Annotated in this window: 17 protein-coding genes; 14 read left to right on the top strand and 3 right to left on the bottom strand. The window is 37.9% G+C overall.

Annotated elements, in window-relative coordinates; all coding sequences use genetic code 11:
- Positions 1 to 38 precede the first annotated feature (38 nt).
- Positions 39 to 1004, bottom strand: coding sequence for an allantoinase PuuE (gene puuE, locus HX129_RS10210; protein ID WP_286434240.1), 966 nt, complete (start codon positions 1002 to 1004; stop codon positions 39 to 41).
- A 120-nt stretch (positions 1005 to 1124) separates the two neighbouring features.
- A complete protein-coding gene (locus HX129_RS10205; RefSeq protein WP_286436172.1) occupies positions 1125 to 2072 on the bottom strand; it encodes a LysR family transcriptional regulator in 948 nt (315 codons plus the stop codon).
- Positions 2073 to 2233: 161 nt separating this feature from the next.
- On the opposite strand from HX129_RS10205, the gene HX129_RS10200 reads away from it, so the two are divergent.
- Positions 2234 to 3289 (top strand): Rieske 2Fe-2S domain-containing protein, encoded by a 1056-nt coding sequence (locus HX129_RS10200; RefSeq protein WP_286434726.1) that lies wholly within the window; start codon positions 2234 to 2236, stop codon positions 3287 to 3289.
- A 120-nt stretch (positions 3290 to 3409) separates the two neighbouring features.
- Here the strand turns inward: HX129_RS10200 and ahpC are convergent, their stop codons facing one another.
- A complete protein-coding gene (gene ahpC, locus HX129_RS10195) occupies positions 3410 to 3973 on the bottom strand; it encodes an alkyl hydroperoxide reductase subunit C (RefSeq protein WP_130073220.1) in 564 nt (187 codons plus the stop codon).
- Positions 3974 to 4312: 339 nt separating this feature from the next.
- On the opposite strand from ahpC, the gene HX129_RS10190 reads away from it, so the two are divergent.
- The 13 genes from HX129_RS10190 (at position 4313) to pstA (ending at position 20100) form a co-directional block, all read left to right on the top strand.
- Positions 4313 to 4756, top strand: a complete 444-nt coding sequence (locus HX129_RS10190) for a hypothetical protein (RefSeq protein ID WP_174492436.1) — start codon at positions 4313 to 4315, stop codon at positions 4754 to 4756.
- Entirely contained in the window at positions 4746 to 5201 is a 456-nt protein-coding gene (locus HX129_RS10185) for a hypothetical protein (protein ID WP_286434725.1), read from the top strand. The genes HX129_RS10190 and HX129_RS10185 overlap by 11 nt, the downstream gene beginning before the upstream one ends.
- A gap of 4 nt (positions 5202 to 5205) precedes the next feature.
- Positions 5206 to 5631, top strand: a complete 426-nt coding sequence (locus HX129_RS10180; RefSeq protein ID WP_286434724.1) for a hypothetical protein — start codon at positions 5206 to 5208, stop codon at positions 5629 to 5631.
- Positions 5632 to 5747: 116 nt separating this feature from the next.
- Complete coding sequence (gene hrpA / locus HX129_RS10175; protein ID WP_502872676.1) at positions 5748 to 9569, top strand: ATP-dependent RNA helicase HrpA; 3822 nt, start codon at positions 5748 to 5750, stop codon at positions 9567 to 9569.
- A 47-nt stretch (positions 9570 to 9616) separates the two neighbouring features.
- Positions 9617 to 10732 carry a beta-ketoacyl-ACP synthase III gene (locus tag HX129_RS10170; RefSeq protein ID WP_130073225.1) on the top strand — a complete coding sequence of 372 codons (1116 nt, stop codon included), beginning with the start codon at positions 9617 to 9619 and terminating at the stop codon, positions 10730 to 10732.
- A 211-nt stretch (positions 10733 to 10943) separates the two neighbouring features.
- Positions 10944 to 11717 (top strand): lysophospholipid acyltransferase family protein, encoded by a 774-nt coding sequence (locus HX129_RS10165; RefSeq protein WP_286434722.1) that lies wholly within the window; start codon positions 10944 to 10946, stop codon positions 11715 to 11717.
- Positions 11718 to 11808: 91 nt separating this feature from the next.
- Positions 11809 to 12207, top strand: a complete 399-nt coding sequence (locus HX129_RS10160) for a GFA family protein (RefSeq protein ID WP_286434721.1) — start codon at positions 11809 to 11811, stop codon at positions 12205 to 12207.
- 181 nt (positions 12208 to 12388) lie between these two features.
- Entirely contained in the window at positions 12389 to 13873 is a 1485-nt protein-coding gene (locus HX129_RS10155) for an OmpA family protein (RefSeq protein ID WP_502872675.1), read from the top strand.
- Between the two features lie 115 nt (positions 13874 to 13988).
- Positions 13989 to 14768, top strand: coding sequence for a Rossmann-like and DUF2520 domain-containing protein (locus HX129_RS10150; protein WP_286434729.1), 780 nt, complete (start codon positions 13989 to 13991; stop codon positions 14766 to 14768).
- Between the two features lie 79 nt (positions 14769 to 14847).
- A complete protein-coding gene (locus HX129_RS10145; protein WP_130073228.1) occupies positions 14848 to 15636 on the top strand; it encodes a fatty acid desaturase family protein in 789 nt (262 codons plus the stop codon).
- A 567-nt stretch (positions 15637 to 16203) separates the two neighbouring features.
- Positions 16204 to 17229: a substrate-binding domain-containing protein gene (locus HX129_RS10140; protein WP_130073229.1), complete on the top strand. Its 1026-nt coding sequence runs from the start codon at positions 16204 to 16206 to the stop codon at positions 17227 to 17229.
- A 100-nt stretch (positions 17230 to 17329) separates the two neighbouring features.
- Positions 17330 to 18709 (top strand): phosphate ABC transporter permease subunit PstC, encoded by a 1380-nt coding sequence (gene pstC / locus HX129_RS10135; protein WP_130073230.1) that lies wholly within the window; start codon positions 17330 to 17332, stop codon positions 18707 to 18709.
- Complete coding sequence (gene pstA / locus HX129_RS10130; protein WP_286434719.1) at positions 18706 to 20100, top strand: phosphate ABC transporter permease PstA; 1395 nt, start codon at positions 18706 to 18708, stop codon at positions 20098 to 20100. Before pstC ends, pstA begins: the two co-directional genes overlap by 4 nt.
- The last annotated feature ends 2 nt before the right edge of the window (positions 20101 to 20102 follow it).

Raw genomic sequence — 20102 nt, 5'->3', positions numbered from 1 at the left:
CACGTCTTGAAGTCGGCATTTTTATTTCGAGCCTAAGTTCATTCATCTGTAGCATCGGCTGAATATGGATGATATCGATACCAATGTTCTGCAATCTCTTGCCGAGTACAAATCCAGACATGTTCATGACTTTGGATATAGTCTAAAAACTTTTGTAAGGCTTTAAAACGGGCAGGGCGACCTAAAATCCGACAATGCATTCCGATCGATAGCATTTTCGGATGCGTTGTACCTTCTGCATACAAAACATCAAAAGCATCTTTTAAATATTCAAAAAAATCTTCACTGCGATTAAAACCTGTCGGTGAAGCAAATTTCATGTCATTGCTATCTAAAGTATAGGGAATAATCAGGTGTGGACGAGTGCGCCCTTGTTGATCACAGAGTGTTGTCCAAAAAGGCAAGTCATCACCATAATAATCACTATCATATTGAATATGATGATATTCAGCCAATAATTGACGTGTATTGGGACTATCACGACCTGTATACCAACCTGTGGGCATTTCGCCAAATAGTTCCGTTAAAATTTGCATCGCTTCAGCCATATGGGCTTGTTCAGTTTGGATATCAATATTTTGATAATGTAGCCAACGTAGTCCATGTGAAACAACATCATATTGGTGCTGTTTAATGGTTTCGACTACACGAGGGTTACGTTGTAAAGCCATAGCAACAGCAAAAATTGTTAATGGCAGATTGCGTTTGGCAAATTCTTGCTGAATACGCCAAAAACCAACACGTGAACCATATTCATAAATCGAATCCATCGACAGATGACGAGCAGGGTAGCTTTCTACACCACTCATTTCAGATAAAAATTGTTCTGAACCTTCATCACCATGCAAAATATGTTTTTCGCCACCTTCTTCATAGTTGAGAACAAATTGGACAGCAATTTTAGCTTGGTTGGGCCATTGTGCGTGTGGAGGATGGTCTGCATAACCGATCATATCTCGTGGATATTTTGCGGATTGATGAATAGTGTTTGGAGCGTCTTTCATAGCAATGCCTTAAATTATGCTGTATTCACGTCAGAAAAGGATCATCTGAAATGAGGTTATTGAATGTTTTGATTTCATGCATAAAGATCTAAAGTTAAATATTTATGTGATTGGGTTGAGTCAGGAAAGCTGGGTTTCTTGTTGAAAATACTGCTGCATGTGCGATTTGAGTACTTCCATGTGTTCAATGCTTTGATTCATCATGATCTGTGAAATTTTGGAAAGTTGCCGTTTTGGTGCAACGCATAATGCAACCGTGATCAGGCGTAGACCATTTTCAGAGATTGGACGAAAGACACATTCACCTTGTTCAATATAAGGATCAGCATCGAGATAACTCATCATGCCGATGCCTAAATTTTGTTTGAGTAAAGAAATCATCATGCGAATATCGTTACATTGGATTTTATGGGGCGGATTAAAATCGTGCTTTTTATATAACGAAACCACTAAGTCATGAATAATCAAGGGAGCAGCAGGTAAAATATGTGTGCATTCCAAGGTATCTGAAAAATAGATTTTGGCTTTGTTGGCTAAAGGGTGCGATTTGGGAATGAGAAATCCCAAGGGTAATTCGATAAAACTATTGATTTGTAATTGATGTTGCTGTTTAGGATTAAGAATGATGCCAAAATCCAGCTCAGCATTCATGACAGCATGCGCAACTTGGTCACTTTCCATGACATGAATATTGAAATTAATCCACGGATATTGTTGATGCATGGAATGGATGACAGTACTGATAAAACTGTCACTCATTGCTGAAATAATGCCAAAATCGATGGCACCACGTTGTAAACCTTGTATTTCATTTAAACGTTTTTGGATGATTTTAAAATCCTTTTGCCAATTTAAAACATCTGCAAATAAAAGCTCTCCGGCCAAAGTCAGTTTGAGCCCATTCGGCAAGCGTTCAAACAATGCAATGCCTAATTCTTCTTCAGCTAATACGATTTGTCGATGCACCGCGGAAACAGAAATATAAAGTTGATCGGCTGCTTTACGTAAGCTCCCTGTTTGCGCAACCACCATAAAATATTCAGTAAAGCGGGAAAAAGGCAGTACCATCATTTTTCCTTAAAATAAATCTTTCTCATCAAGTACTAAGCAATTTTAATGCCTGAGTGTTCTTATTTTTAGAATGAATCATATAAATCATTCTAATAGACGAAAATAAAGATGTATTCCACACTGCTCAATAGAACCAGTACATTGAAAAGAGCCAATTTATGAATGCCATTCCGATGATTCAACTTCCGAACAAACCTTGTCATAGTCAGTTTAATGATCAAGATTGGTCAATATTGGCGCAACATTGGTATCCTGTGGCTCGCGTGGAAGATGTTAGTCAGCAACCGCAGCAAGTGACATTATTGGATTTGAATTTGGCGCTATATCAAACTGAAAATGGTCAGATTTATTTGGTTCGTGATATTTGTCCTCATCGCGGTGTCCCTTTGAGTAAAGGCTGGGTCGAAGGTGAGACGATTATTTGTCCTTATCATGGTTTACATTTTGATGAAGCTGGAAAATGCATCAAAATTCCAGCTCAACCTGAACTCACCAAGATTTCTGAACGTTTTTCACTGAGCAAATTTCCAGTTGTGATCAAATATGGTTTGGTTTGGACCAGTATTTTAGGGCGTGATGAAAGTTTGGCAAATTTACCCGTGCTAGATACGTGGGAAGCAGAAGGACATCAAGCGATTTTACCGCCATATGTTGATATTGCAGGTTCGAGTGGACGCCAGTTGGAAGGTTTTATTGATGTTGCGCATTTTGCTTGGGTACATCATCAAGCTTTTGCTGATCGGGAAAATCAAGTTGTCCCTAAATATTCAACCGAAAGGACGGACTATGGTTTGCATACGAACTATGTGAGTAATGTGAGTAATTATCCGCATGGCATGCAACATTTAGCACCTGAGGGTTTTTTATGGGAACGCATTTTTGATGTTTATCCCCCATTTTCGGCAGTATTAACAGTACATTTTCCTCATCACGGTATTTTAAAAATTTTAAATGCGTGTTGTCCTGTATCGCATAATAAGACACGTTTATTTGTACCTTTAACCCGTAATTTTGACACAACAGGTGATTTACAGGCAGTTTATGACTTTAATGCGCAGATTTTTGCTGAAGATCAAGAGATGGTTGAAGCTCAAAAGCCTGAAGAGTTACCTTTAGACATCAGTATGGAGGCGCATTTTGAGGCAGATCGTTCTTCTACCATGTACCGCCGTATTTTGGCTGAATGGGGGTTGAGTAAAAAATATACGATTTAAAGCTGATTGGATAGAATAAATTTTGGTGATTGTCTTTTAATATATGGTGCAAAATAGATTGAGTTCAATAAAAAACCACGCTAAAAGCGTGGTTTTTTGAATCGGTATGATCTAATAAAATTAGATTTTACCAACTAAGTCGATTGAAGGAGCAAGAGTTGCTTCGCCTTCTTTCCATTTAGCAGGACATACTTCACCTGGGTGAGCATGTACGTATTGAGCAGCTTTAACTTTACGAAGAAGTTCAGAAGCATCACGACCAATACCACCAGCATTGATTTCGATGATTTGGATTTTTCCTTCTGGATCGATAACGAAAGTACCACGATCAGCAAGACCATCAGCTTCGATTAATACTTCGAAGTTTTTAGCAAGTGTCCAAGTCGGATCGCCAACCATTACGTATTGAATTTTTTTGATTTCTTCAGAAGAATCATGCCAAGCTTTATGCGTGAAGTGAGTGTCAGTAGAAACTGAGTAGATTTCAACACCTAATTTTTGGAATTCAGCATAGTTGTCAGCAAGGTCGCCAAGTTCAGTTGGGCAAACGAAAGTGAAGTCTGCTGGATAGAAGAAAACTACAGACCATTTACCTTTAAGATCAGCTTCTGTAACTTCGATGAATTGACCGTTTTGGAACGCTTGTGCTTTAAATGGTTTAACTTCAGTATTAATTAAGCTCATCATTATCTCCATGATTGAAGTGAGTATCTAATTTATGGAATTAGCATAAAGTATATTTCTTTATTGGGGAAATAGTATTTTTTTATGGTTAATATCGGAAAAAACGAATTAACCAAGCACTAGAACTATTTCTTCAAAAGATCATTTTGTTCATACAAAACTATTTTCAATACTGATTAATATATTAAAAATATGTTAATTGAATGACAAAACAATCGAATTAAATATCTCAATAACATGCAGCCAGTGACAGCACTTTTCAAGGGGATGGTTGCAAAAAAGAAATAAAAAATATTTTAGTGTATATATTTTATTCAGATAAGATGCTCATGGTTTGGCATGAAATTGTATAAAATGATCATTGATCAAAGTATTCGCATTGTTGCTGTATTGGCTTTGCTGATCGCAGCATTATGTATGTTGGGAGGAAACAGTACATTCTGTCTGTATGAATATATGGGGCAGAATACCGTTTGGTCATTGGACGAATTGAATGGGGGCATCAGCAAAGATCCGAATATATTTGATATGAGCGCCATGACGGCATTGATTTTCTTGATCCCCTTACTGTGGTCTTATCATCGGGGATGGTATCTGTTGTTTTTTGTCACACTGATTCTTCTGCAAACGATTTTCCTGAGTAGTATGATCGATTCACCTTCAGTCTTTGGCTTGGTCTATGACAGTATTGTGTATTGTCAAAATTATTGGCTGTTGGCGTGGGTGATTGGAGAATTACTCTTTTTTATTTTAAGTTTAGTGTTTGTTTTTCATGAATTTTAAAAATACAAACATATTTGAAATTAATACCTATAAAATCATCATTTTAGTTTTCTTATATTTGGCTAGTTATTGTGCTTTGCAAGTTGAAGATGCGGGTCTGTGTGTCATGAGCTTTTATGAAGAAGGTATTTTGACCCACTTTCATGAAATTCAAGGTTCTGAAATTGATGATGCTGCAGTTTTTGGTGCTGCGGGACTGTTGGGTTTGATCTTTTCTCCTTTATATTTTTTCAGACTTTCTCGTCCGTGGTTCATTAGATTATTGACTACATTGTGCCTGTTGCAATTCTTTTGTTTAAGTATGGTGGTGATTCCACTCAATCTCATTATTCATGACAGTATAAAATATTGTGACAATGTTTGGTTGCTTGAATGTCTAATTTGTCAATTGATTTTTATGATTTTAAATTTGATATATATCAATATTTCAGCGTATTGGGAATAGAGCAATGACTGCGAAAAAATATCATTTTCTTGCTATTTCTACATTGATGATTGCTTCACTGAGTACCTTTGTCGCATTTGCTTATGATAACGCTTTTTGTGTAACAGGTTATGGTGTTGAAGGCGTAACCTATTTTAGTCAACTGAATGGCTTTACATCAGATGAGCCTTTACTTTTTGTTTTTGCAGGAATCATCGGACTATTTTTTGCTATTTTTCTCGGTTTTACTCAAACTAAAATTTGGTTTTTGGTCATCAATGTGTTCTTACTCGTGTGCCTTGCAATGCCAATGAATATGTTTTTTACAGCACCTTTTTATCAAGTGATGTATGACAGTATTTTTCTTTGCGGTCATTTTATTTTAGCTGTGACTACTGTGCTTTTTTATCTGTATTGGCTTTTTGTAGCTCTCTATTTATTTAAAATCTGAAAGCAAATTCAATTGATCTTTTATTCAAAACGCTTACAGCGTAAAATGTTTCGTTCAAAATTTATCTTTAGGAAAATCTATCTGTGCCAAATCAGTTTAATGTCGATCAATTGGTCATGGTTCGGGATCGTCATCGTTTAAGTCGGCTGAAAAAAGGCAAAGAGGCGAATCCTGAAAAATTTCAAGAATTATTTGAAAAATCTAATCAGCAAGTCAAAAAACGACTGGCGAGTTTACCGACGATTAAACTGAATCAAGATTTGCCTGTTACACAATATGCAGACAGATTGATCAAGGCGATTCAAAATAATCAAATCATCATTGTGGCAGGGGAAACGGGTTCAGGTAAAACCACACAGCTCCCTCAGATCGCGATGCTCGCCGGGCGTGGCCTGACAGGTATGATTGGTCATACTCAACCGCGACGACTCGCTGCACGAAGCGTGTCACAACGTATTGCAGAAGAAGTCGGGCAAAAGCTTGGTGAATCGATCTCTTTTAAAGTCCGTTTTAATGAACAAGGCTCGAATGATTCAATCGTTCGTTTGATGACGGATGGGATTTTGTTGGCTGAACTGTCCAATGACCGTTATTTAAATAAATATGACACCATTATTATTGATGAAGCACATGAGCGTTCGCTCAATATTGACTTCATCATGGGCTATTTAAAAACGATTGTAAAAAAACGCCCTGATCTAAAAATTATCATTACCTCTGCAACTTTGGATGTGAATCGTTTTAGTCAGTATTTTAATGATGCACCGATTTTTGAAGTTGAAGGGCGTAGTTTTCCTGTAGAAGTCCGTTATCGTCCAATTTCAGAAATGACAATCGGCGGTAGTGATGATGATGACTTTGATGATTTTGAAGAAAATCTACCGCGTGCGGTGGTCAGTGCGGTAGAAGAGTGCTTTCATGATGCGGAAAGTAAAGGGCATCCTGAACATGCCGATATTCTGATTTTTGCCAGTACCGAACAAGAAATTCGGGAATTACAGGAAACGTTGCATAAGTTTGGTCCTAAACATACCCAAATTTTGCCGTTATATGCACGATTGGCTTTGGCAGAACAACAAAAAATCTTTAATCCATCAGGTGGTGGACGACGCATTATTATCGCCACCAACGTTGCAGAAACGGCTTTAACTGTTCCCAATATTCGCTATGTGATTGATAGCGGTTTTGCACGTATTTCACGTTATAACTATCGTTCTCGAGTGCAACGCTTGCCGATTGAAGCAATTTCTCAAGCTGCTGCCAATCAACGTAAAGGGCGTTGTGGTCGTATTGCACCGGGCGTGTGTATTCGTTTATATAGCGAGGAAGACTTCCAAAGTCGTCCTGAATTTACTGAGCCTGAAATTAAACGAACCAATTTGGCATCGGTGATTTTACAGATGCAAAGTTTAGGGCTTGGTTCAGTTGAATCTTTTGATTTTATTGAGCCGCCTGACCATCGTTTAGTGAATGATGGTCGTAAGCTTTTGATTGAGTTGGGGGCTTATAACGAACAAAAAGATGATTTGACCAAAATTGGTTTGCAAATGGCGAAAATGCCAATTGACCCACGTCTTGCTCGGATGATTTTAGGTGGTGCGCATTTTGGGGTATTGAATGAAGTCCTGATTATTGTCGCAGCTCTTGCAGTGCAAGATCCGCGTGAACGTCCTGCTGATAAGCAAATGCAAGCGGATCAAAAGCATGCCTTATTTAAAGAAGCGGATTCAGACTTTTTATTCTATATCAAATTATGGAATACATTGGCTGAGAACCGTGAAAATTTAACTGAAAATAAACGTCGTACTTTTGCCAAACAGCATTTTTTGAGTTGGTTACGTTTACGTGAGTGGAAAAAAACCCATGAGCAATTACTCGATTTAGCACAAGGGTTAAAATTGTCTTTCAATGAAAAGAAAGCCAGTTATGAAAATCTACATCGTGCATTACTGACAGGTCTATTGTCTTTTATTGCCAATAAAACGGATGAACGTAATACATTTATGGCAGTACGTCAGCAAAAAGCACGTATTTTCCCTGCATCAACTTTACATAAGACCAATACCCCATGGGTGATGGCATTTGAAATGGTGGAAACCTCTCAGGTTTATTTGCGGACTTTGGCAAAAATTGAACCTGAATGGATTTTATTGGCTGCGCCGAATTTACTGAAACATCATTATTTTGAGCCGCATTGGGCGAAAAAACCGGGTGTGGTGAATGCTTATGATCAAATTTCACTGTTTGGTTTAATCATTGAACCAAAACGTGCCACCAACTATGAAAAGGTGGATCAGCCTGCGGCACATGAAATTTTCTTACGTGATGCTTTGACTACAGGGAATCTTGGGACTACGCCACCATTCTTAAAACACAATTTACTGAAACTTGAAGAAGTTGAACGCGTTGAAGACAAATTGCGTCGCCGTGATTTGGTGGTTGATGAAGAAACCATTTACCAGTTTTATGCATCCAAAGTACCTGCTGAAATTGCCAGTCGACGTAGTTTCGAGGATTGGCGTGCAACAGTAGAGCCAAAAAATCCACGTTATTTGTTTGTCGATGATGATGATTTATGGATGAATGATCGTCCAACGACGCAACAGTTTCCTGACTACTTGCATAATGGTCAGTTACGTTTAGCAGCCAGTTACCGTTTTGATCCAAGTCATGATGAAGATGGGGCGACAGTCAAAATTCCTGTACAAGCCTTGCCACAAGTCGATGAAAATATTTGGTCGTGGGGAATTCCGGGATGGCGTCAGGATTTAATCGAAGCCTTATTAAAAGCTTTGCCTAAAGATAAACGCCGTAACTTGGTGCCGATCCCTGATACAGCAAAAAAATTGATGCAAGCGGTAGATGCACAGCATTTACGTGAGCATATTTTCGACTTTTTAGCATTTCAACTGCGTGGCGAGCAAATTATTGCCAAAGATTTTTCGTTTGAACGTATTGATCAATACCTGATTCCATTCATTAAAGTCATTGATGAAAAAGGGAAATTGATTGAAAAAGGACGTGATCTTGACGAGTTGAAAGCACGTTGTCGCACTGAAACCCATAGTCCTGTCAAACAGTTGAAAGGTGAGTTTAAAACGTTTCCTGAACAGTTTGTGTTTGAAGCCTCGCAAAAAGTCACAGGCGTGGTGGTGAAGCAGTATCAGGCATTGGTGGCAACCAAAGCATTTGCCCAACTTGATTCTAAAGATGAGTCGGGTGTGGTGATTCAAACCTTTAATGATCAGGATGAAGCGATTAAACAACATCGTGAGGGTGTAATTCGCCTGATTCATATGCAATTGGGTGATTTGATTCGTCAGTTGAAAAAGCAAATTTCCAAACCTTTAGCGCTTGCCTATTCCCCACTGGGTGATCGCGCTCAGCTTGAGCAAATGTTGGTCTATGCAACCTTACAAATGAGTATTGAAAAGTTACCCATTAATGCAGAAGAATTTACGACATTAACAGCAGATGTGAAAAAGTCATTTTTAAGTCATGGTCAGGAAGCATTGAAACTGATCAGTGACATTTATATTCAGTGGCAACAGATTCGTCAGCAGTTGCTGATGCTGGATCAGGATGTATTTGGCAAAAATATGGATGATATTGAAGATCAACTTGATTTGATGAATTTGGCGAATTTTGTCTATACAAAATCAGCTGACATTTGGCAAGAATATCCACGTTATTTAAAAGCATTGTTATTGCGTTTGGATCGTTTGCCGAATAATCTTAGTCGAGATGATGCTGCAATCAAAGAAGTTGATCCGTGGATGGATAAATTGTTTAAGTTTAAACAGGATCCACGTGTTAAAGATGTGTATTTTATGGTGGAAGAGTTACGGATTTCTTTATTCTCTCAACCGATGAAAACCAAGATGCCAATTTCAGCAACTCGTATACAAAAAGTATGGGAAAAGCTTGGAATCAGTTAGAATAGAAATAATTTGAAATATTTGTGAATTTAGAAAAGGAGTTTTCCATGGGCATCCGTATTACAGGAACAGGCTTGTATCATCCCGAGGAAATCATTACCAATGAAGAATTGGTTGAAAGCTTAAATGCTTATGTAGAACAATTTAACAGTGAAAATGCTGAAAAAATTGAAGCAGGCGAAGTCGTTGCACGTCGTGGTTCGAGTGCAGAATTTATTGAAAAAGCATCAGGTGTCAAACGCCGTTATGTGATTGAAAAATCAGGTGTGTTGGATATTAATCGTTTGCGTCCACGTTTGGAAGAACGTTCAGAAGATGAGCTTTCTATTCAGGCAGAATGGGGCGTGATTGCAGCCAAGCAAGCGATGGAAAATGCGGGCGTGACGGCTGAAGATATCGATGTGGTAATTTTAGCATGTTCAAATTTACAACGTGCATATCCTGCGGTTGCAATTGAAATCCAAACTGCGCTGGGTATTCAAGGCTATGCTTATGATATGAATGTTGCATGTTCTGCGGCAACTTTTGGTTTAAAACAAGCCTATGATGCAGTGAAAACAGGTGCGCGCCGTGTGTTGTTGGTGAATGTAGAAATTACTTCAGGTCATACGGACTATCGTTCACGTGATTGTCACTTTATTTTTGGTGATGTGGCAACAGCGTCGATCATTGAAGACACTGAAACTAAGACAGGTTTTGAAATTGTGGATACGCACTTATTCACGCAATTTTCAAACAATATCCGCAATAACTTTGGCTTCCTGAATGGTTCAGAACTGACCTCTCGTGATGATAAACAATTCCGTCAGGATGGTCGTAAAGTCTTTAAAGAAGTTTGTCCACTGGTTGCGAAAATCATTTCTACGCAGTTGGAAAAGAACAGCATTCAGCCTGAAAATGTGAAACGTTTCTGGTTGCATCAAGCCAATGCCAATATGAATGAACTGATTTTAAAACTGATTGTGGGTAAACAAGTGGCGGAAGCCGATCCTGATTTAGTGCCAATTATTTTGGATGAATTTGCCAATACATCTTCTGCAGGTGTGATCATTGCGCTGCATCGTACTGCGGATCAGGTCAATGATGGTGAATATGGTGTACTTTGCTCATTTGGTGCAGGGTATTCTGTAGGTTCGATTCTTGTGCAAAAGCATGTGGTTTGATTTATTCATAACAGATCTTGTGTAAATACTCAGTATACGTCATTGTTATAAAATATAGATTGAAAGTCCCTACTTCTTGAGGATGAGGACTGAAAGTCAGCAAGAGGATGGGGAGCTTGACTTAATTAAAACCTCTCCCTAACCCTCTCCTAAAAGGAGAGGGGACTTTTAGTATAAATATGGACTTATTGAGGTTTTGTAGAGATACAACATGACCCTAAAAAAATTAGAAATTCAACATAACTCTAAATTATTACGTGCAATCAGTGCATTGCAACGTTATTACTTTCGTCCGACTTTTTTAGGCGCAGAAAATCTCAATCCTCAAAAACCTGCCATGTATGTGGGAAACCATACCATTTATGGCGTGCTAGATTCTCCGATTCTCATCGACTATTTATATAATGAACATAAAATTGCCATTGTCAGTTTGGCAGATCATATGCATTTTCATATTCCAATTTGGAAAGGAATGGTTAAGCGAGTCGGAGGGATAGACGGAACTCGAGAATTTGCTAGACAGGCGATGCAACAAGGCTATTCTATTTTGGTTTTTCCTGGTGGTGGTCGTGAAGTCATTAAACGAAAAGGCGAAGCTTATCAACTCATTTGGAAGCAACGTTATGGCTTTTTAAAACTGGCACAGGAATTTGGCTATGACATTGCGCCATTTGTGGCTTTGGGTGGGGATGAAGTTTTTGAGCTGGGTTTTGATGTCAACGTATTGCTTAGACAAAAATGGTTTAATAAAATTTTATCCAATCCGAAAATCGGTTCATTTTTGAGAAATGGCGAGGTGATTCCTTCGATTCCAAAGCATATTATCCCCAAAAGAATTCCGTTTTATTTCAAGTTTATGCCACGTTTAAGTATTGATCAGATTGAAACGATGGAGGATATGATTCAGTTTCGTGATGATTTACAGCAACTGATTTATGCTGAAATTGCAGCTTTAAAAGTGTATCGAGAAAGTGATTGTAAATAAATAATCAAAATTTTCTCTATGGATCATACTTTCATTTACATCAATGTGAGCTAATCTCGTTTGAATCCAAATAAATTAAAATGATGAAATTATGTATACAGCTTCATGTCTCTGTGGCGGAATTCAACTTAAAATTAATACAGAAATTCCTCAAGTGTTCGTTTGTCATTGCGGGCAATGTCAAAAAGCACAAGGTTCAGCTTTTGTTGCCATTGCACCCATTGAAACTAAATACTTAGAAATTTTACAGGGGCAAGCATTATTTTCAGAATATTTTGCTACTGAGAATAAAAAACGCGTGTTTTGTAAAGTATGTGGCTCACCTTTATTTAGTGTGCGTTTAGATTTACCAGAGCTCGTTCGTTTAAGAGTTGGAATCATCAATGAACCATTAAGTGTACATATTGCATCACATGCTTTTACTGACTATAAAGCTGCATGGTTTGAGATTTTAGATGAGGCTAAAAAATTCCACGAAGGGCTCAATTGAAAACGAAAATATAGCGATATTTTAGTGTAGTTTTATTTGTTTTTGACGAGAAAATAACGCATTCCATATTTATATAAGTTTAAGGAAAATAACAAAACTTAAATAATTTGCCGAATTTTTCGGCGCATACTGATCCATGTAATAAAAAGTCACATAACAAATAAAATCTCATGTGAGGAGTATAGAAATGGATCTGATTTCATTATTGAAAGAAAGAGTGACCCCGATCGTATTAAAAGGTGAAACAACATATTTAACAGAAAAAAGTACAGCATTGGCTGAGTTTTTTCCTTTTTTGTTAGCGATTTTAAAAGCAAATCCTAATTTAATTTCTGCCCTTCAAAATAATTTAAATCCGAGATTAGCTGATTTATTTCATACACAAATTACGTTGAAGGAGCAGTATGTAGAGAGCGTGGGTCAACACGTCCCTCATCATGACATTGAAAATGTTTTAAATCGGTCAATTCCAGCGACCTTAAATGTATTAGAAGATGAAGCAGGCTCTCATGACCCTGTAGTGATACAGCATTTTTTAGAACAAAATTATGATGCAATTTCTACTGGTTTAGCCCCTTGGGCGCGAGGGATTTTAGCCGCTTTAGGGCTAGGTACTTTAGCTGCAACAGCAAATACCACATCACAGGCTGTTCCTCCAGTTACACCAACACCTGTTGTGGAGGAAAAGAAAAAATCAAGCTTCTGGCCAGCATTAATTGCTTTATTGATTCTATTGTTTTTGGCTTTTTGGTTATTACGCAGTTGTAAGACAGAAGAGCCAACACCCGTCACCAATAGCACAATGACAAGTTCTAGTCAGCAACCTGCATATTTCCAAATCTCAACAGACCAAGCAGGTGCATTAGTCACATGTCAGGCAAAAATCGGTGATGCAAAGTATATTGATATTTTACAAAAAGAAGTCAAACAAATTTTTAGCCATCAAAATGGTTGTGGCGTAGATTCAAGTAATAATTTTAATGCAGCTTTAGTGGATCAGAATGCTTTAGTGAGTGTATTAAAGTTGTTGAAAGGTGTACCAAATGTCAATTTGGTGTGGACAGGAAATCAAATCAGTTTACAAGGTGCAGATACTGCGAGTTTAAAAGCGTTAGCAGATAAAATCACACCGTTGGTTAAAGATGTGCAAGTCGTTGTGGGTGAAGCAGCAAGTTTAGATGAGGGTGCGGCGGTGACAAGCAGCATTGACAAAGCGAAAGCGGCTTTGAGCAATATTGACCCAAATCAAGTTCGTCCCTTAGATATTGCGACTGCATTAAACTTACAGATTATTAACTTTGCGACAGCATCTGCTGAGATTCCTGATGTGAATAAGTCGGTATTAGACCAAGCCGCAGCATTAATGAATAAAGTACCGAAGGTACAATTGGTTGTAAAAGGCTATACCGATTCGACAGGAAATGCCGAAGCCAATAAAGCATTATCACAAAAACGAGCAAAATCGGTTGTAGATTATTTGGTTGCAAAAGGTGTAGACCCAAGTAAATTGCAAGCACAAGGTTTTGGTCAAGACCAACCTGTCGCAGATAATACAACCAAAGAAGGGCAATTTAAAAATCGCCGCATTGAGTTTGAAGTGATTAATACTGAAACAGGTACAGTGCGTGAAGTAGATAACAACGGGGTTGAAGAAAAAACGCAATAATCGCCAATAGCGTTAAACGAGCGATTTAGATCGCTCGTTTTTTATTTGCTTTCATTTTAGATTATCTTGAAAATATATATCTAGAAATAAAGTCTAAAATTGAGAAATTGACATGATGCGTATAAGTTTTATTGGTTCGGGGCGAGTTGCAACCCATTTGGCACAGGCGTTTGCTCGACAGTATCAAATTGTACAAATTTTTAGTACTCATTTTGAAAATGCACAAAAACTTGCTAGTCTTGTGCAGGCAGAAGCAATCCACCATCTTCAAGATTTTCAAGATAATATAGACTTATGTGTCATTGCTGTAAGTGACCAAGCCATTGCAAAGGTGATACAGCAGCTCAAACCTTATTTAAAAAATACACTGGTTGTGCATAGTTCTGGAAGTACACATTTAAAAGTATTGGCAGACCATTATGAGAATGTAGGCGTATTTTATCCTTTACAGACCTTTAGTTTGGAACGTGAAATTGACTGGGAAAATACCCCTTTATTTATTGAAGCACAGTCTGCAGCGAGTCAACAAAAACTAGAAAAACTCGCAAATAGCCTGAGTAATAAGGTTTATCTGTATTCTTCAGAGCAGCGTTTGAGTTTACATTTAGCTGCTGTATTTGCTTGTAATTTTAGCAATGCATGTTATGACATGGCAAAACAAGTTCTTGATGCTCAACAGGTAGATTTTAGTTTATTGTCTCCTTTGATTTTAGAAACCGCTCAAAAAGCCGTTCAAAATGAACCTAGATTGATGCAAACAGGTCCTGCGATGCGTGGAGACCATGTGATTTTGAATATGCATGAAGCAATGTTAGCTGCTTCACAACAACCTTATTTGACTCATATTTACCGTATGTTAAGTGAGCAAATTATGAGTCGACAAAAAATAGAATAGTCTGAAAGAATATTTGAGCTTGCAATGAAGATTTGTTCATTTTATAGTCAACTAATTCTCTTTATAAAAATTTATAAAAATGAATGATCAGCAATATTTATTAAAAGTCGTGCAATGGAAAGATTTAGTACATTTACGAACAAGAGACGTTATTTCTGAATTATTGATTTCAATACCTTGGTTATGTGCATCTTTGGCTTTTGCGTATTTGGCTTGGTATCCATTGGCATTATTGTGTTCGTTTATGTTTTTTTTAACAGGCTTACGTCAAGTGCATAATGCTTTTCATTTTGCGCTTGGAATAAGCCGAGAAAAAACACATTGGGTGATGTGGATACTAAGTATTGTCATGTTAGGTTCAATGCATGCTGTGCAAATTAATCATTTACGTCATCACCAATTTTGTATGCAAGATGAAGATGTTGAAGCCAAAAGTGCACGTATGAAATGGTGGCAAGCATTTTTATTTGGGCCATTTTTTCCCATTATGTTACATAAAAAGGCATTTGCTGTTGGGACAAAAACACAAAGAAAATGGATGAGTGCTGAACTTTTAGCAAATATTATTTTAGTGATTGCGGTGTTTTTTATTTTAGATGTCACCATTTTGAAATATCACGTTGTTGCAATGTTGATCGGGCAATGTATGACAGCATTTTTTGCAGTTTGGACGGTGCATCATGATACTGAAGATCATATTTATATGGCACGAACTGTGAGAAATGAATTTAAGCGAGTTGTGACGTACAACATGTTTTATCATGTTGAGCATCATTTATTTCCTGCTGTACCCACTCGGCATTTACATGTTTTGGCAAAGCGTTTAGATGCTTATGATCCCAATGTGGAAATTAGAGAAGTTTTTTAGTGATCACACTAGAATAAATCTTAAAAGCACAGGGCTTGAAAATGAAAATATAGGAACAGGTTTTAAGTCATGCTGCTGAATTTATATCATTTTTTGAGAAAGCCGATTGCTTTAAATTCCCTTTTCTTCGAGATGCAAAGGAAAATCTAAAAAGGCATTGAGTCGTTTTTTCAAATTAATAGAAGCTCTTTTAATATCATTGCCTATGTTTCATATTAGATTTTAAGATTTTGATGTAATTGATCCCATAATCATCTAAAAGTGCTAAAAGATATGTTGTATTGCATCCTATTTACTATTAGTTTGACTTAGATCATCATGACGCTTTCATGAATGGTTACAATTCAAATCAAAAAATATGAGAAAAATAAATATTGAGTAAAATGTCTTTACACATTGAATTTTAAAGAATTTTAATTAAATCAAAAACAAGTCATTAATTATCATAAAAGCGTCATAAAGCTGTAACTTATTTGTCATATTTTAAAATCAAAATGCAGTTATCCAAAAAGTACGCCATTGTGGAATTTAAGTACTTATAATTGCAATTAAGAAAGAGAGAAAAGAATGCGCTTAAATCATATCGCAATTGCTTTAGCAGTTTCAGGGGCAGCAGTAGCATCTACAACACACGCAGCTCGTGATACGATTCAAATTGCTGGTTCTTCAACAGTACTTCCATATGCAAGTATTGTTGCTGAAGAATTTGGTAATACATTCCCACAGTTTAAAGCACCTGTTGTTGGTTCTGGTGGTTCATCTGCTGGTTTAAAACAATTCTGTTCGGGTGTGGGCGACAATACGATTGATATCGCAAACGCTTCTCGTAAAATTAAAGACACTGAAATTGCTGCATGTAAGAAAGCAGGCGTAAATCAAATTTTAGAAATCAAAATTGGTTATGATGGTATCGTATTTGCTTCAAATTCACATAAAGCAGCTTACAAATTACGTCCACAACATGTATTTGCAGCTTTAGCAGCTGAATTACCTTCAAATGGTAAAATGGTACCAAACCCATATACACGTTGGAATCAAATTGACAAAGCGCTGCCAAATGAGCCAATTACTTTAGTCATCCCTGCATCAAATCACGGTACACGTGAAGTATTCCAAGAAAAAATGGTGGATGCTGGTTGTGAAACTTATCAGGCGTTCAAAAACTTAGATAAAGATGCATTAAAGAAAACATGTTCTAATTTCCGTAAAGATGGAAAAGTGATTGAAATTTCTGGTGATTACACTGAAACATTAGCACGTCTAAAAACATCTCCAAGTGCTGTGGGTGTATTTGGTTTAGGTTTCTATGATCAAAACCGTGACAAGTTACGTGTTGCAACAGTAAATAATGTTTCTCCATCTGAGCAAACAATTCTTAATGGTTCATACCCAGTATCTCGCCCATTATTCTTCTATGTGAAGGGTGAACACTTGAAATCAATCAAAGGCTTACCACAGTTTGCTGAGTTCTTCTTAAGCAAGAAAGTATCAGGTAAAGGGTCTAAGTTAGAAAGAGCAGGTCTAATTTCTATGTCTGATGCTGAGCGTGCAAAAGTGCTTGCAGCATTTAAAGCAGGTAAGGGCGTTAAGTAATTTTTAAAGATGAAAAGGCTAATGGTGGGAAACTGCCATTGGCATTTTTTGCTAAGCAGTGTTTTTTCAAGTATGACATTGAGAAAACGGTGGAGAATGCATGAATCTGCTACTTATTGGCGTGTTATTGGCTCTCGTAGCAATCGCGTATCAAATTGGTTTAAGTAAAAGTCGAAACATCGCGGGTAAGGGGAAAAATTCAGCTACCTTACACTCACGTCCAGGCTACTATGGTGCATTGGTTGCATTATGGTGTGGTATCCCTGCATTTTTGATTTTAGTGGTATGGAATCTGGTTGAACCGAATCTATTAAAACAAATTATTTTAAATCATGTTCCTGCATCAATTGTTGCATCTTCAGATCATGCCAGTATTCAGGTTCTCGTTGAGCGTGTCAAAGCCATTGCTTCTGGTTTCGGGGTGAGTGATACACCAGCTGCATACGAAGTTGCGGCAGCTGCAGAATTAAAGAAAGTTCAAACGATTGGCGCGTTTGCCAAGTTTGCAGTGGTGATCTGTGCAGCATTGCTTGGTTTAGTTTGGGCAAAAAAACGTGTCGAAAAACAATACAGAGCACGTAACCAAGTTGAAAAAACGATTAATGTTGCATTAGCACTCTGTTCAGGTGTTGCGATTTTAACAACCGTTGGCATCGTGATGTCAATGTTTAGTGAAGCGATGCGTTTCTTCCAATTTGTGAGTCCTTTAGACTTTTTCTTAGGTACAGAGTGGAATCCTGGTTTTAGTACCTCAGGAAGTGCAGAAGGAAGTTATGGGCTATTACCACTGCTGTGGGGCACACTCATGGTTAGTATCGTGGCACTTCTTGTTGCTGTACCTGTGGGTTTAATGATTGCAATTTATTTAGCCGAATATGCCTCACCGCGCTTACGTGCGTGGGCAAAACCTGCAATTGAGATTTTGGCGGGTATTCCAACCATCGTATATGGCGTTTTTGCCTTAATGATCATTGGACCATTTTTTAAAATGGCAGGTGATCTGGTTGGACTGAATATTAATGCAACGAGTGCATTAACTGCAGGTTTTGTCATGGGCATCATGATTATTCCATTTGTTTCTTCATTATCGGATGACATTATTACCCAAGTACCAAGTGCTTTACGTGATGGTTCTTTGGGACTGGGTGCAACCAAATCTGAAACCATTCGCCGTGTGGTGATGCCTGCTGCATTGCCGGGTATCATTGGTGCATTCTTACTGGCTGCATCACGTGCAATTGGTGAAACTATGATCGTGGTACTTGCAGCTGGCAATAGTCCTTTATTGCATGTCAATCCGCTTGAAGCGGTTTCAACTGTGACGGTCACCATTGTTAATCAATTAACAGGGGATACAGACTTCGCAAGTCCGCAAGCATTGGTGGCATTTGCCTTAGGTTTGACCCTATTTGTCATTACTTTAGGGTTAAATATTGTTGCACTTTATATTGTGCGTAAATACCGTGAGCAATACGAATGAGCACATCAAATACATCTCCAGTGGATCAAAATGTATTTGATCCTCGTGTGGCAGAAGAATTACGTCAAAAACGTAAAGCAAAAATTGAAAAATCGTTGGCATCACGTCATCGTACTGAAAAATCATTTCGATTTTTTGGTCTAGCGTCAGTGATCATTGGTCTTGCATTTGTTGTATTACTCTTTGGCAGTATTTTAGCTAAAGGTCTACCTGCATTTTGGCAAGCAAGTGTGAATATTCCTGTTTATTTTGATCCAAAAATAATTGATGTAGGACCACCGCCGACCCAATCTCAAAATGAATCTCCTGCACAGTTTCAAGAACGTTTTGTTGATTGGCAAACTAAAATGGGCATGGTGGATTGGGATGCATTACTTGTAAATGGCATGATTGCAAAAGATCCAAAGCTGGCAGCACATCGTGATGAATTGGGCAGTATTTACACCAGTTCTGAAGCTTATCGTTTACGTGATATGGTGATGCAAGATCCTGCATTGATTGGTCAAAAGAAAGATGTCAAAGTCTTGGCTGATGCCAATGTGGACGTATGGCTTGCAGGCAATATTGATCGTACTTTACCAGATGATCAGCAACAATTAAGCCCTGAAGTACGTAAGTTAGCCGATTCGATGAGTGCATCGGGTGATATAGATCGTACCTTTAATATGCAGTTATTCACCAACCCAGATTCACGTAGTTCACCTGCAACAGCAGGTTTAGCGGGCGCATTCATGGGCTCATTGTTCATGATGTTGATTGTGATTTTTATCTCAATACCTATTGGGGTAGCATCTGCGATTTACCTTGAAGAATTTGCTAAACAAAACTGGTTAACCGATGTTATTGAAGTGAATATCAATAACTTGGCTGCTGTTCCTTCGATTGTCTTCGGTTTACTCGGCGCATCGATCTTTGTTAGTTGGATGCACATGCCAATTTCTGCACCATTGGTTGGTGGTTTGGTGTTAAGTTTAATGACTTTACCAACCGTTATTATTACCACACGTGCATCATTAAAAGCAGTTCCACCTTCGATTCGTCAGGCAGCTTTAGGTTTGGGTGCATCACGTGTACAAACTATTTTCCATCATGTTTTACCCTTGGCTTTACCAGGTATTTTAACGGGTGCGATTATTGGTGTGGCACAAGCACTCGGTGAAACTGCACCATTATTGTTGATTGGCATGAGCGCATTCGTTGCCAATATTCCTGCAACACCTTTAGATCAATCAACAGCTTTACCTGTACAAATCTTTTTATGGCAAGGCAATGAACTGCGTAACTTCTTTGAAGGGCGTACAGCGGCTGCCATTATTGTTTTACTTGCCTTAATGATTTTACTGAATAGTCTTGCAATTTGGTTGCGTAAGAAGTTTGAAGTACGCTGGTAATT

This window comes from Acinetobacter sp. 251-1 (assembly GCF_030329305.1).
Taxonomy (GTDB): Bacteria; Pseudomonadota; Gammaproteobacteria; order Pseudomonadales; family Moraxellaceae; genus Acinetobacter; species Acinetobacter piscicola_A.
This window is presented reverse-complemented; position numbering and strand designations above follow the sequence as displayed.

What these genes read in the sequence shown, in the direction of transcription:
- HX129_RS10150 (WP_286434729.1), top strand. Translation starts at nt 13,989, where the DNA reads ATGCGTATAAGTTTTATTGGTTCGGGGCGAGTTGCAACCCATTTGGCA.
- HX129_RS10190 (WP_174492436.1), top strand. Translation starts at nt 4,313, where the DNA reads ATGAAATTGTATAAAATGATCATTGATCAAAGTATTCGCATTGTTGCT.
- puuE (WP_286434240.1), bottom strand. Translation starts at nt 1,004, where the DNA reads ATGAAAGACGCTCCAAACACTATTCATCAATCCGCAAAATATCCACGA.
- HX129_RS10160 (WP_286434721.1), top strand. Translation starts at nt 11,809, where the DNA reads ATGTATACAGCTTCATGTCTCTGTGGCGGAATTCAACTTAAAATTAAT.
- HX129_RS10170 (WP_130073225.1), top strand. Translation starts at nt 9,617, where the DNA reads ATGGGCATCCGTATTACAGGAACAGGCTTGTATCATCCCGAGGAAATC.
- hrpA (WP_502872676.1), top strand. Translation starts at nt 5,748, where the DNA reads ATGGTTCGGGATCGTCATCGTTTAAGTCGGCTGAAAAAAGGCAAAGAG.
- pstA (WP_286434719.1), top strand. Translation starts at nt 18,706, where the DNA reads ATGAGCACATCAAATACATCTCCAGTGGATCAAAATGTATTTGATCCT.
- HX129_RS10185 (WP_286434725.1), top strand. Translation starts at nt 4,746, where the DNA reads ATGAATTTTAAAAATACAAACATATTTGAAATTAATACCTATAAAATC.
- HX129_RS10205 (WP_286436172.1), bottom strand. Translation starts at nt 2,072, where the DNA reads ATGGTACTGCCTTTTTCCCGCTTTACTGAATATTTTATGGTGGTTGCG.
- HX129_RS10145 (WP_130073228.1), top strand. Translation starts at nt 14,848, where the DNA reads ATGAATGATCAGCAATATTTATTAAAAGTCGTGCAATGGAAAGATTTA.
- HX129_RS10180 (WP_286434724.1), top strand. Translation starts at nt 5,206, where the DNA reads ATGACTGCGAAAAAATATCATTTTCTTGCTATTTCTACATTGATGATT.
- HX129_RS10165 (WP_286434722.1), top strand. Translation starts at nt 10,944, where the DNA reads ATGACCCTAAAAAAATTAGAAATTCAACATAACTCTAAATTATTACGT.
- HX129_RS10140 (WP_130073229.1), top strand. Translation starts at nt 16,204, where the DNA reads ATGCGCTTAAATCATATCGCAATTGCTTTAGCAGTTTCAGGGGCAGCA.
- HX129_RS10200 (WP_286434726.1), top strand. Translation starts at nt 2,234, where the DNA reads ATGAATGCCATTCCGATGATTCAACTTCCGAACAAACCTTGTCATAGT.
- ahpC (WP_130073220.1), bottom strand. Translation starts at nt 3,973, where the DNA reads ATGAGCTTAATTAATACTGAAGTTAAACCATTTAAAGCACAAGCGTTC.
- pstC (WP_130073230.1), top strand. Translation starts at nt 17,330, where the DNA reads ATGAATCTGCTACTTATTGGCGTGTTATTGGCTCTCGTAGCAATCGCG.